This window comes from Mesorhizobium sp. B2-4-19, assembly GCF_006441315.1.
Classification (GTDB): domain Bacteria; phylum Pseudomonadota; class Alphaproteobacteria; order Rhizobiales; family Rhizobiaceae; genus Mesorhizobium.
In genome coordinates, this window is the sequence record NZ_VFUV01000016.1 from 123,370 (window position 1) to 135,160 (window position 11,791).

Below are 11,791 nucleotides of genomic sequence, written 5' to 3' on the forward strand. Positions count from 1 at the left end.
CCAATCTGGTGTGGCGGAGGAGGAGCAACGATGGCGATCTTCGACGACGAACCCAAGAAGAAGGCACGTCAGCACGAGATCGGACAGGATCTGTCGCTGCTTTCCGTCGGCGAACTGTCGGAGCGCATCGGCATCCTTCGCGACGAAATCGCCAGGCTGGAGGCGGAGCTCAGGGCCAAGGACAACACCAAATCGGCCGCCGAGGCACTGTTCCGCCGCGGATAGGCAGGCGGGCGCAACAGCCCGCCGCCGAAAAGCCCAAATGCGACTGTCTTCAGACCTTGAGTCCCTCCAGAGTCCAGCCGGATTAAAAAATGCTCGCATCCTACAGACCGATCCTCTCCCTGCTTCGCGGCACTGCCTTCCTGCTGGCGGCATCGGGTCTGCATGGGCTGCTGCTTCCCCTGCGCGGCCAGGTGGAAGGGTTCTCCACCGCATCGCTTGGCCTGATGGGCACGGCCTGGGCCGGTGGCTTCGTCACAGGCTGCTTCTTTGCCCCACGCATCGTGCGCCGCGCCGGGCATGTGCGCGCCTTCGGCGCCTTCGCCGCGTCCGGCGCCATCGTGGCCCTGCTCACCGGCCTGGTCATCGATGAATATGTCTGGATCCTGCTGCGCGCCTTTACCGGCTTCACCATGGCCGGCGCCTTCATGGTCATCGAAAGCTGGCTGAACGAGAAGGCCACCAACGAGAACCGCGGCACCGTCTTCGGCCTCTACATGATGGTCACCTATGCCTCGATCATGGGCGGCCAGATGATCGTCGCCGGCGGCGACGTGAAATCGGCGTCGCTGTTCATGATCACCGGCATCCTGTTCTGCCTGTCGCTGATCCCGACCGCGGTTTCGACGGCGTCGCACCCCAAGCCGCTGCAGGACGTCAAACTGGACGTCAAGGGACTCTATGCCAACTCGCCGGTGTCGGCGATCGCCTGCGTTTTGATCGGCATCGCCAATGGCGCCTGGGGCACGCTGGGTGCGGTCTATGGCGCGCGCATCGGCATTTCCACCGCAGAGATCGCCTTGATGATGAGCCTTGTCGTCGTCGCGGGTGCTGCCATGCAGCTGCCGGCCGGGCGTCTCTCCGACAAGACCGACCGGCGTTTCGTGCTGGCCGGCGCCGCTTTCGGCGCGGCCCTGTTCGCACTCCTGATCTTCCTGTTCCAACCACGCTCCGGCATCTTCGTCATCGTCTTCACCGCCGCTTACGGCGCTTTCGCCTACACGCTCTATTCGATCGCCGTGGCGCACGCCAACGACCACGCCCGTGCCGAGGACTTCGTCAAGGTGTCGGGCGGACTGCTGCTGCTTTACGGCTTCGGCACCATGATCGGACCCTTGCTGGCGGCGGCGCTGATGGGCTGGATGCGCCCGGAGGGCCTGTTCCTGGCCACCGCCTTCGCGCATCTGTCATTGGCAGGCTACACGCTGCTGCGCATCAGCCGCCGCGCTCCGGTGCCGATCGGCGATCGCGACGCCTTCAAGACGCAGCCGGCCGACCGTTCGGTGACGCCGGAAGCATTGCGGCTTGATCCAAGAAGAAAAGCAGAAGCAGACAGTTGAGATTCGAAAAACTTTGCCTCACAAATGAGGCATGATGTTTTCCGACGCCTTCATGGCGATCGCCGACCCCAATCGGCGCCACCTTCTGGAAGAACTTCGACGCGGTCCGAAGACCGTCAACGAGCTGGCGGCCGGGCTTCCAGTCTCACGCCCGGCCGTATCGCAGCATCTGAAAGTGTTGCTCGACGCCGGATTGGTCAACGCCAAGGCTGAAGGCACGCGGCGTGTGTACACGGTAAGCAATTCCGGCTTCCTGCGACTCAACATCTGGCTCGATCAGTTCTGGGAAGCCTGACCGTTTCTGGCGGGCGACCGATCAGCCCTTTCAGGTCTTCTCGTTCAGAAATGCACCGAGCAAATCGAGCAACACCCCGGTCCCGTGCTCGCGCGACGACGATGTGTCATGGCCATCGAGGAAAGCGCCCTGCTCAGTCAGCACCAGCCGCGTGCCCTTGCCCTCGACAAACAGTTCGATCGTGGCCAGCGACACGGAGATGCGGGTTCGGCCAAACAGCATGTCATAGCTGTAGACGATGCGCTGGTCCGGCACGATGTCCTGATAGGTGGCTGTGTAGACGTAGATCGGGCCATCTTTCGGCCCACCGGCATTGACCTCCTTGCCGCCGACGCGAAAGTCCATTTCAAAACGGCCGGGCATCGGATTGTCGGGATCGGTGAACCAGCGCCGCTTGGCGTCCGCGTTGCTGAGCGCGAAGAAGACTTTCGACGGCGCCGCCGGATAGAGACGCTCGATGATGAAGGTGGAATGGACGACGGATCGTTCGGTCATGTTGGTCTCCTTCAGTTTTCGTCGTCGGTTTGCGCCAGAAAATCGCCGAGCCGATCCAGCCGGCGTTCCCAGGAGAGGCGCCGCTCGTTGATCCAGCGTTCGGCTGCTCTCAAGGCCTTCGGCTCGATCTGGCAGGTACGCACGCGCCCCAGTTTTTCCGAGCGCACCAGACCGCTTGCCTCCAGCACATTGAGATGCTGGACGACAGCCGACAGCGACATTGCCAGCGGCTCGGCCAGCTGGCTGACCGAGGCGGGACCGCGCGACAGCCGATCGACCATCTGCCGCCGCGCCGGATCGGCAAGCGCCTGGAACATCAGGTCGAGCTGGGCGGGGTCGTGCAGCATCGCGGTCAGCCCTTATTGTAGGGGAAGAACTTGAAATAGGGCTGCGCCTCCTCGATCACCCTGGCAAAGGCAGGGCGCCGCAGCAGGCGGTCGTGATAGCGCTTCACGGCGGGATAGTTGTCGCCGAATGGCTCGACCTTGTTGGCATAGAAAAGTGCTGGAGACGCCGCGCAATCGGCCAGGCTGAAGGCGCCGCCCACCGCCCAGGTCCTCGACTGCATTTCCTGTTCGACGATGGCATAGGAATTGCGCAGCTGGGCGCGCGCCTGCTCGACGCCGAGCGGATCGGTTTTGTCCTGCGGCCGCAACCGGTCGCCGACGATCTTCTGCATCGGCTCCTGCACATAGAAATCATAGAAGCGGTCGGCCTGGCGGACCGCCAGCGCCAGGTCGATTTCGGCGGGAACGAGTTCGACAGGCCCTGGATAGTGCGCGGCCAGATATTCCACGACGATGGTCGATTCCAGCACCGTGCGGCCGCGCGCATCGTCGCGCAGCGCCGGCATCTTGCCGCTCGGCGATATCTTCAGGAAGGCCGCGCGCGAGTGCTCGTCGCCGAGATCGACGATGACCGGGTTGAAGGCGGTGGCGTTCTCGTACAGCGCGATCAGCGGCTTCCAGCAGAACGAGGCCAACGGGTGGAAATGCAGCGTCAGGGACATTCTTTGCTCTTCCGTTTTCGGGGTTCGTCGATCAGCGGGAGATCAACACTGAAGCATTTACTTAACTATTACGGCATGCCTTGCCCGTCAAGACCACCCGCGAAGGCTCAATTGGATCGGATATGCGCAAGGATCGCGGCCGATATCGCCGGCCAGTCTTGCGGATGCAGCTCATGGCCGCCGCCCGCGACGCGAAGGAGTTTCGCGCCGGCGACCGTTTTGGCCAGCGCCTCGCCATGTTCGACCGGAAAGATCGGATCTGATGTGCCATGGATGACCAGCAGCGGCGCCGCCATCTCCGGCAGCCGCCCCTTCCATGCATCGCCACCCTTGAGCGAAAAATGATTGGTCGCGCTCAAGAACCCGCCGGATCGGTCGTAATCCTTTTCGATGAAGGCTCTCATCTGGACCTCGTCGAACGCATGTGTGGTGCTGGCAATCGCCCGCGCATCCTTGACCACGAAATCGATCACCTGGCCGCGGTCCGACCAGTCGACATCGGCGCCAGCGGCCGAATGCTCGATATAGGCGTCGGTTGTCTGCGGCAGATGCGAAGTGTCCATCCCCACCGGCGAACTGCTGATCACCGTCAGCGACGCAACGCGGAAGGTATGCTTGAGCGCCACGAGTTGCGCGATCATGCCGCCCATCGACATGCCGGCGACATGGGCTTTGCCGATGCCATGGCTGTCGAGCACGCCAATGGCATCGTCCGCCATGTCGTCGAATGTGTAGGGCGGCTTGCCCGGCGGATATTTGGTCGAACGGCCGGTATCGCGATTGTCGTAGCGGATCACATAGAGGCCGGCATCCGCCAGCTCCCGGCAAAACGCCTCCGGCCACCACAGCATCGAGGCCATCGCGCCCATGATCAAAAGCAGCACGGGATTTTCAGGATCGCCGAAGGCTTCGGATTTGATCTCGGGGCGCTTGATCGTCGTCATCACTCAGTCTCCTAATCTGATTGCATTTTGCAATCGGTTGCACCATAATAAAACTGATACGATAATGCAACTGGTTTTGTGTGGAGAGAATCGAATGAGCCTCGATCGCCGGTCCGGCTGCCCGATCAACCTGTCACTGGAAGTGTTCGGCGACCGCTGGAGCCTGATCATTCTTCGCGACATGATTTTTGGCGGAAGGCGGCATTTCCGCGAACTGCTCAACGGATCGATTGAAGGCATTGCCTCCAACATCCTTGCCGACCGGCTGAAGCGGCTGATGGAGTTGGGCATGCTGACCAAGGCCGACGATCCCAGTCACAAGCAGAAGGCGATATACAGCCTGACCGAGATGGCCATCACGCTGGTGCCGATCCTGGCCCATCTCGGCGCCTGGGGCCGCGTCTGGCTGCCGACAAGCGAGGAACTCTCGATCCGCGCCGAGTTGCTGGAAAAGGGCGGACCGCCAATGTGGGAGAAATTCATGGACGAGTTGCGCCATGAGCATCTGGGTATGCCGCTCGACACGGCATCCGGTCCTTCTGTCCGCGCGACCCTGCAGGCCGCCTATCAAGCCGTGGTCGCCGGCAAGGCTCTCGGCGCCAGCCCGGCCGCCTAACCAACTATTTTCCCCCGTTTGGAGGCCGGCTCTGCTAGAAGAAGCGGAAACCACAATTCACGGGATTGGATAAGGTCTTGGTTGAGAACTCTCGGGATGCCGCCCGCGCGCGCGCCGATCTGCGTTTCAAGAAGCAGGAAGAGGCGGCCACCGTCCGCCAGAAGGCGATGGCGGAATATGCCGCCGAGAGCGACGCCCGCAAGGCCAAGACCGACAAGCTACGGGCTCTGCGGCTGGCCAAAGAAGCCGAAGACCTCGCCAACGCGCCGGCGGTGCCCGCCAAGAAGCCTGCCCGCGCCAAGAAGAAATAGCCGCACGGCCCTTCGGCAGCTGCCCCCCGTCCCGCCGCTTCACAAGAAGCAATTTCAACCGAAACCGGGATAGCTTCGGCCGGCTGGCCGTCGATGATTGTCCCTTTCCCAACAGGAGATTGCCATGACCGCACTGCCGCTCGAAAAGGCCCGGCAAATCATCGATGCCGCCTTCGCCAAGGGCGCCGAACTCAAGCTCAAGCCGCTCGGCGTCTCGGTTCTTGACGCCGGCGGCCATCTGGTCGCCTTCGAGCGCCAGGATGGCGCCTCGTTCCTGCGCCCGCAAATGTCGGCGGGCAAGGCCTATGGCGCGTTGGCCATTGGCATGGGCTCGCGCAAGGTCGAGGCCTTCGCCAAGGAGCGCCCGCATCTGGTCGCCGGCATCTCCGACGTGTCGGGTGGACGTGTGCTGCCGGTCGTCGGCGGCGTGCTGATCCGCGACAAGGCCGGCACTATCATCGGCGCCGTCGGCATTTCAGGCGACACGTCGGACAATGACGAGGCCGCGGCCATCGCCGGTATCGAGGCCGCCGGTTTCAGCGCGGATCCGGGCTGAGTGTTTAGTTGAGGTTGATGTCCCGGCTCGCCGACCGCATCGACACCGCGAACCCGGCCATCACATCGAACAGCGCGATGATCATCAGCGTGAAGAAGATGGAATGCGCCGCTCCCTTGACCAGCAGGAACTCGACCAGGAAGGCGACGAAGACCAGCGTCGACAGGAGATGGTCCATGATCGAGGCGCTGGTCGTGCGCGCCGACTTCACCATTTCGAGGAACAGGAAGATCAGCCCGATCAGCACGATCAGGTCGCCGAGCGTCATCGAGAACACCCCGCCCGACATCATGCGGAACGAGAATATCTCGCTCGCCCACGGATCGTCGCCGCCGCCGAATATACCGAGCAGGCCGAGATTGTAGAGCACGAAAGGCACGATCAAAAGCGGGACGGCACCGAACATCTGGCGTCTCCATATGGGGGCACCTTCTGTAGAATGCTCCACAGGCACGGCGTCAAGATTTTTCGTGCACGGCCGCAAACACGGTCGAAGACCGGATGCAACAACCATGTCAGCCGTTTGCCCGGCCGACATGAAAAAACGAGAGACGAAAACTCGGCGCTTGAAGTAGCCGGCGCGCACGCCGCACCAAACGCAAAAAGACCAGCCAGAGGCCGGTCTTTTGCAACTCTAACCTTCGAAAAAAGCTGGGCTCAGCTTTCCTTGGGCGTCAGCACCTGGCGACCACGGTACATGCCGGTCTTCAGGTCGATGTGGTGCGGGCGGCGCATTTCGCCGGAATTCTTGTCCTCGACATAGGTCGGGGCCTTGAGGGCGTCGGCCGAGCGGCGCATGCCGCGCTTGGACGGAGAGGTTTTGCGTTTCGGAACGGCCATGGATATGCTCCACTACATGGTCAAAAGCCCGCCCGCCCTCGTGAAAGGGCCATGTCGGGCCTAAATCTGAGAAAGTCGGGTGCCTATACACGCCTGACACCGTTTTGGCCAGCACTGCGGTGAATCTTTTTTGTACGGCTAGTCCAGACAGCCGACATAAGCGCCTGAGCGCCCGGCGCGCCGCTCAATCAGGTTGGCAAGCCGTCTGAGGCCCGGTCCGGGTTTTGCCGGATTGCGGGCGATCGGGTTTGGCAGAGTGACGGCGAGAAGGGCCGCCTGCCGGCGCGACAACTGCTTTGCGGAAATGCCGAAATGGTGCTGCGCCGCCGCCTCGATGCCGTAGATGCCCGGCCCCCATTCGGCGATGTTGAGATAGATCTCCATGATGCGCCGTTTCGACATCACCGCGTCGAAGTAGACGGCCAGCGGCAGTTCGACGACCTTGCGCACCGAGCCCAGCGGCCTTGACCAGAGGAAGAGGTTCTTCACCGTCTGCATGGTGATGGTCGAGGCGCCGCGCGTCGCCTCGCCGGCCAGCGCATCGTCGACGACGCCCCTGAGCTCGCCAAGATCGACGCCGCGGTGGAAACAGAACTGCCCATCCTCCGACATGATGACCGAATGGGCGAGCACGGGTGCCACGTCATCAATGGAAACCCAGCGCCGGTCGTAGCCGGAGAAGGTCGCCAGGTCCTTCAGCATCAGCGTCGATACCGGGTGCACGAAGAACGGCAGGTAGAGAAAGGTCAGCACCACCGGGATAAGCGCCAGCACGGCGGCCACGACGATGCCACGCCGGACCCAGCGCCTGAGACTGCGACGGTTCACGCCTCGCGATCTCGTCGCCATGTCCAGCTTTTCGGTCTCATGATCGACGATCGGTTCCGCCAAGCCGCCCAACCCGTACTTCTCCTTGCTCCGGCATAATGGCGCTTGCCTTCTTGCGCAACGTCTGAGTGTCGGCTACCGGTCCCGGCCATGACGAATGAGGACGAAATGGCGTTCGAAATGGCGCTCATCAGGCGGGCAGCGGCCGTCGAGGTGCTGTTGCGGCGCTTGCTCGACGATCGCCCGCTTTCGGGTGAGATCGCGCGGCCCGATCGGCTGATGGCGGCGATGCGCCATGGCGTGCTGAACGGCGGCAAGCGCCTGCGCCCTTTCCTGGTCATGGAAAGTGCCGCCCTCTTCTCCGCCGACGGCGAAGCAGCACTGCGCGTCGCGGCGGCACTCGAATGCGTGCATTGCTATTCGCTGATCCATGACGATTTACCGGCGATGGATGACGATGATCTGCGCCGTGGCCAGCCGACAGTGCACAGGGCCTTCGACGAGGCAACCGCGATCCTGGCCGGCGACGCCTTGCTGACGCTGGCCTTCGACATCATCGCCGGCGAGGCGACCGTGCTGCCGGCGGAGCGGCGAGCGGCACTGGTGCTGGCGCTTGCCCGTGCGGCCGGAGCCGGCGGCATGGTCGGTGGCCAGAAGCTCGACCTCGAAGCCGAGCAGACGCCTCCCGACGAGGCGGGCATCATAACGCTGCAGGCAATGAAGACCGGCGCGCTGATCCGCTTCGCCTGCGAGGCCGGCGCCATCATCGCCGGCGCTGCGGCCGAGGACCGCGAAAGGCTGGCTGAGTTCGGCTCGGCCATCGGCCTTGCCTTCCAGCTTGCCGACGACCTGCTCGACCTGACCGCCGACGCCAGCCAGATGGGCAAGGCGACCGGCAAGGACGCCGCCGCCGGCAAGGGAACGCTGGTGGCGCTGCACGGTGCGAATTGGGCGCGCAGCCAGCTGCACGGCCTTGTCGGGCAGGCCCACGCGCTGCTTGATTCCTTTGGTGACAAGGCGGCGCTGCTGAAGGAGGCTGCGACCTTCATCGCGACGCGCAACAGCTGAGTGCCCCCCGATGTCGGTGCGGGTTCAGAGACAAACGGGAGATCAGCTTCGATGTCGGCCAATCTGTTCGATCTCAGCGGGCGCCGGGCGCTCGTAACCGGCTCGTCGCAAGGCATTGGGCTCGCTCTGGCCAAGGGCCTGGCGCAAGCCGGCGCAAGCGTGATCCTCAACGGCCGTGACGCGGCCAAGCTCGCCGCCGCGGCGGCACAGATCCCCGGGGCGCAAACGCTTGTCTTCGACGCAACCGACCATGACGCGGTTCGCGCCGCGATCGACAATTTCGAACTGTCCGGCGGACCCATCGATATATTGGTCAACAATGCCGGCATGCAGTTCCGCACGCCGCTCGAGGATTTTCCCGCCGATGCGTTCGAGCGCCTGCTGCAGACCAACGTCGCCAGCGTCTTCCATGTCGGCCAGGCGGTTGCGCGCCACATGATCAGCCGCGGCCGCGGCAAGATCATCAACATCGCTTCCGTGCAGACCGCCCTTGCCCGCCCCGGCATCGCCCCCTACACGGCGACGAAGGGCGCGGTCGGCAACCTCACCAAGGGCATGGCAACCGACTGGGCCAAACACGGCTTGCAATGCAACGCCATAGCGCCCGGCTATTTCGACACGCCGCTGAACGCTGCCCTCGTCGCCGATCCGGCTTTCACCGGCTGGCTCGAAAAGCGCACCCCGGCCGGCCGCTGGGGCAAGGTCGAGGAACTGGTCGGAGCCTGCGTGTTCCTGGCCTCCGACGCCTCGTCCTTCGTCAACGGCCATATCCTCTATGTCGACGGCGGCATCACCGCATCGATCTGATCTTCCCCGCCGCGCGGACGAGCAATCGCGCTGGTCGCGCGAACGAAATCTTAATGTAAATGAAGCGTAATCCCGGTCGTTAAAATAATGCGTATGTGTTGGGGTTGCGCATGCCGGAATATTCTTCCTTCATCCGGTTTGTCCGGATCCGCTATCTTTCAGGATTGCTGATTTTCGCGCTGGCTTCCACGGCCATCATGGTTGCGCTCAACCGTGTCAATTCCTTCCGTCATGAGGTTGACTCGCTGAGCAGCAACCTCGTCATCTTCACCCGCGACCTGCGCAACGCGACCAGCTTCGCCGAGACCACCGGTTCCGCCTGGCGCAACGAAACACGCGACGCGCTGACCGCCTCGGCCCGCGGCCATTCCGAACGGCTGACCAACGAAATCGACACGCTGACCGCCCAGTTCGCCGCGCTGCGCTCGCGCCTGTCGGCCAAGACCCTCAACGAGATCGAAACCGCCTCGGTCAACGGCGACCTGTTCTGGTCGGCGCATGACATGGTGCGCAACTTCAACCTGATGTCGGTGGCGCAGAAGGCCGATGAATGGAGCTATCGGGAAATCCGCAACCAGAACGACCTGTTCGTTCAGCCGATGCTGGTCCGCGTCCGCACCGCGATGGATGAAGAGCGCCATCTGGCCGACGCGTCCAGCGACCGGTTGCTGCTGTGGGCGAGCGGCCTGTTGTTTGGCGTCCTGGCCATCGTCGCCTTCTGGATCTTCCGGCCGATGGAGCAGGCGATCCGCCGCGCCTTTGCCCAGTCGGCCGAATCCCTGTTCAAGGCAGAGGCCGCCGATCGCGCCAAGTCGGAATTCCTGGCCAATATGAGCCACGAGATCCGCACGCCGATGAACGGCGTGCTCGGCATGGCCGAACTCTTGGCCAAGACCGAACTGACCCCGCGCCAGAAGACCTTCACCGACGTCATCGTCAAATCCGGCAATGCGCTGCTCACCATCATCAACGACATCCTCGATTTCTCCAAGATCAATGCCGGACAGCTCACCCTGGACCCTGCCCCTTTCCGTCTCACCGAAGCGGTCGAAGACGTGGCGACACTGGTCTCGGCACGCGTCGCCGAAAAGAACCTCGAACTGATCGTGCGCGTCGATCCGCGCCTGCCGGCCCATGTCGTCGGCGATGCCGGCCGCTTCCGGCAGATCGTCACTAATCTGGTCGGCAATGCGGTGAAGTTCACCGAGAAGGGCCATGTGCTGATCGATGTCGGCGGCGAAACTGTCAACGATGTCGTCCAGCTCAGGCTGCGCGTCGAGGACACCGGCATCGGCATCCCGGCCGAGAAACTGCAGAACGTGTTCGAGAAATTCGCGCAGGTCGACGGCTCCTCGACCCGGCGTCACGAAGGCACCGGCCTTGGCCTTGCCATCGCCGCCCGCCTCGTCGACCTGATGGCAGGCAAGATCGGCGTCGAGAGCGAGATCGGGCGTGGCTCCGTCTTCTGGTTCGCGGTGCCGCTGCCCGTGCATCATGCCGAGGCGCGCGAAGCGATCGTGCCGGTCGACGTCACCGGCGCGCGCGTGCTGGTCATCGACGACAATCCGGTCAACCGCGAAATCCTGCTCGAACAGCTCAGAAGCTGGAGCTTCGACTGCGCCGCCGCCGAAAGCGGCGCGGTGGGGCTGGCCTTCCTCGATCGCGCCTGCCAGCTCGGCGCCAGCGTCGACTGCATCATCCTCGACTACCAGATGCCCGGCATGAATGGCGCCGATGTCGCCCGGGCCATCGCCGCCGACAGCCGGCTGTCGGCCATCCCGATCGTCATCCTGACGTCGGTCGATCAGGTCGATTTCGGCAAGATGATCATCGATTTCGGCATATCGGCGCATCTGACCAAGCCGGCGCGCTCGGCGGTTCTGCTCGGCACGGTCATCTCGGTAATCCAGAAGGCTCGCTCGCAGGTCGGCAAGGCGCAGTTCATCCGCGAACCGGTCCAGCCGAAGCCGGTGCCGCAGGCGGCTCCGCCTGCCTTCACCGTCATCCGTGGCCCGGCCATGCCGGTCATGGCGGTACCGGAATCGACCGCCACGCCGAACGGCCCGATCGACATCCTCATCGCCGAGGACAATGAGGTGAACCAGCTGGTGTTCGGCCAGATCCTCAACGGGCTCGGTCTGAGCTACCGCATCGCCGGCAACGGCCGCAACGCGGTCGAGATGTACCGGTCGCTGCATCCGAAACTGATCCTGATGGATGTCTCGATGCCCGAGATGAACGGCTACGAGGCAACCCGCGCCATCCGGGCGATCGAGACCTCGTCGGGCGGTCACATCCCGATCATCGGCGTCACCGCGCACGCACTGAAGGGCGACCGCGACAAATGTATCGATGCCGGCATGGACGACTATCTGCCGAAGCCGGTTTCGCCCGACCGCCTGGGGACGAAAATCGGCACCTGGCTCAGCGAGACGGTGGTGGCCAAGACGGCGTGATCCA

At 63.4% G+C, this 11,791-nt stretch carries 16 protein-coding genes; 9 read left to right on the forward strand and 7 right to left on the reverse strand.

What is annotated here, in order from left to right; translation table 11 throughout:
* The first annotated feature begins 30 nt into the window (after nt 1-30).
* The 3 genes from FJ546_RS23840 (at nt 31) to FJ546_RS23850 (ending at nt 1,857) form a co-directional block, all read left to right on the forward strand.
* Nucleotides 31-225, forward strand: coding sequence for a DUF1192 domain-containing protein (locus tag FJ546_RS23840; RefSeq protein WP_140891563.1), 195 nt, complete (start codon nt 31-33; stop codon nt 223-225).
* Nucleotides 226-314: 89 nt separating this feature from the next.
* Nucleotides 315-1,562: an MFS transporter gene (locus tag FJ546_RS23845; protein WP_140891564.1), complete on the forward strand. Its 1,248-nt coding sequence runs from the start codon at nt 315-317 to the stop codon at nt 1,560-1,562.
* Nucleotides 1,563-1,593: 31 nt separating this feature from the next.
* Nucleotides 1,594-1,857, forward strand: coding sequence for a metalloregulator ArsR/SmtB family transcription factor (locus FJ546_RS23850; protein WP_027053942.1), 264 nt, complete (start codon nt 1,594-1,596; stop codon nt 1,855-1,857).
* A gap of 30 nt (nt 1,858-1,887) precedes the next feature.
* Here FJ546_RS23850 and FJ546_RS23855 read toward each other — a convergent pair whose 3' ends face one another.
* The 4 genes from FJ546_RS23855 to FJ546_RS23870 all read right to left on the reverse strand — a co-directional run bounded on the left by FJ546_RS23855 (nt 1,888) and on the right by FJ546_RS23870 (nt 4,305).
* Entirely contained in the window at nt 1,888-2,352 is a 465-nt protein-coding gene (locus FJ546_RS23855; RefSeq protein ID WP_140891565.1) for an SRPBCC family protein, read from the reverse strand.
* An 11-nt stretch (nt 2,353-2,363) separates the two neighbouring features.
* Nucleotides 2,364-2,699 carry a metalloregulator ArsR/SmtB family transcription factor gene (locus FJ546_RS23860; protein ID WP_140891566.1) on the reverse strand — a complete coding sequence of 112 codons (336 nt, stop codon included), beginning with the start codon at nt 2,697-2,699 and terminating at the stop codon, nt 2,364-2,366.
* Nucleotides 2,700-2,704: 5 nt separating this feature from the next.
* Nucleotides 2,705-3,361 (reverse strand): glutathione S-transferase family protein, encoded by a 657-nt coding sequence (locus FJ546_RS23865; protein WP_140891567.1) that lies wholly within the window; start codon nt 3,359-3,361, stop codon nt 2,705-2,707.
* A 107-nt stretch (nt 3,362-3,468) separates the two neighbouring features.
* Nucleotides 3,469-4,305, reverse strand: a complete 837-nt coding sequence (locus FJ546_RS23870) for an alpha/beta hydrolase (protein WP_140891568.1) — start codon at nt 4,303-4,305, stop codon at nt 3,469-3,471.
* Nucleotides 4,306-4,399: 94 nt separating this feature from the next.
* Between FJ546_RS23870 and FJ546_RS23875 the strand changes: the two genes are divergently transcribed.
* From FJ546_RS23875 to FJ546_RS23885, 3 genes are all read left to right on the forward strand, one after another.
* The gene (locus tag FJ546_RS23875; protein ID WP_095787995.1) at nt 4,400-4,921 is read left to right on the forward strand and encodes a helix-turn-helix domain-containing protein; all 522 of its coding nucleotides are present in this window, start codon (nt 4,400-4,402) and stop codon (nt 4,919-4,921) included.
* Nucleotides 4,922-4,998: 77 nt separating this feature from the next.
* On the forward strand, nt 4,999-5,232 hold the full coding sequence (locus FJ546_RS23880) for a hypothetical protein (protein WP_056576497.1): 234 nt from the start codon (nt 4,999-5,001) through the stop codon (nt 5,230-5,232).
* A 124-nt stretch (nt 5,233-5,356) separates the two neighbouring features.
* Nucleotides 5,357-5,788, forward strand: coding sequence for a heme-binding protein (locus FJ546_RS23885; RefSeq protein ID WP_140891569.1), 432 nt, complete (start codon nt 5,357-5,359; stop codon nt 5,786-5,788).
* 4 nt (nt 5,789-5,792) lie between these two features.
* Here the strand turns inward: FJ546_RS23885 and FJ546_RS23890 are convergent, their stop codons facing one another.
* From FJ546_RS23890 to FJ546_RS23900, 3 genes are all read right to left on the reverse strand, one after another.
* Nucleotides 5,793-6,194 (reverse strand): hypothetical protein, encoded by a 402-nt coding sequence (locus FJ546_RS23890; RefSeq protein WP_140891570.1) that lies wholly within the window; start codon nt 6,192-6,194, stop codon nt 5,793-5,795.
* A 251-nt stretch (nt 6,195-6,445) separates the two neighbouring features.
* Nucleotides 6,446-6,628, reverse strand: coding sequence for a 50S ribosomal protein L32 (gene rpmF, locus FJ546_RS23895; RefSeq protein ID WP_008834724.1), 183 nt, complete (start codon nt 6,626-6,628; stop codon nt 6,446-6,448).
* Between the two features lie 138 nt (nt 6,629-6,766).
* Nucleotides 6,767-7,528, reverse strand: a complete 762-nt coding sequence (locus tag FJ546_RS23900; RefSeq protein WP_140712977.1) for a transglycosylase domain-containing protein — start codon at nt 7,526-7,528, stop codon at nt 6,767-6,769.
* Nucleotides 7,529-7,624: 96 nt separating this feature from the next.
* Between FJ546_RS23900 and FJ546_RS23905 the strand changes: the two genes are divergently transcribed.
* The 3 genes from FJ546_RS23905 to FJ546_RS23915 all read left to right on the forward strand — a co-directional run bounded on the left by FJ546_RS23905 (nt 7,625) and on the right by FJ546_RS23915 (nt 11,787).
* Entirely contained in the window at nt 7,625-8,524 is a 900-nt protein-coding gene (locus tag FJ546_RS23905) for a polyprenyl synthetase family protein (RefSeq protein ID WP_246686937.1), read from the forward strand.
* 51 nt (nt 8,525-8,575) lie between these two features.
* A complete protein-coding gene (locus FJ546_RS23910) occupies nt 8,576-9,331 on the forward strand; it encodes an SDR family oxidoreductase (protein ID WP_140891572.1) in 756 nt (251 codons plus the stop codon).
* A 110-nt stretch (nt 9,332-9,441) separates the two neighbouring features.
* The gene (locus FJ546_RS23915) at nt 9,442-11,787 is read left to right on the forward strand and encodes a response regulator (RefSeq protein ID WP_140891573.1); all 2,346 of its coding nucleotides are present in this window, start codon (nt 9,442-9,444) and stop codon (nt 11,785-11,787) included.
* Nucleotides 11,788-11,791: the final 4 nt, after the last annotated feature.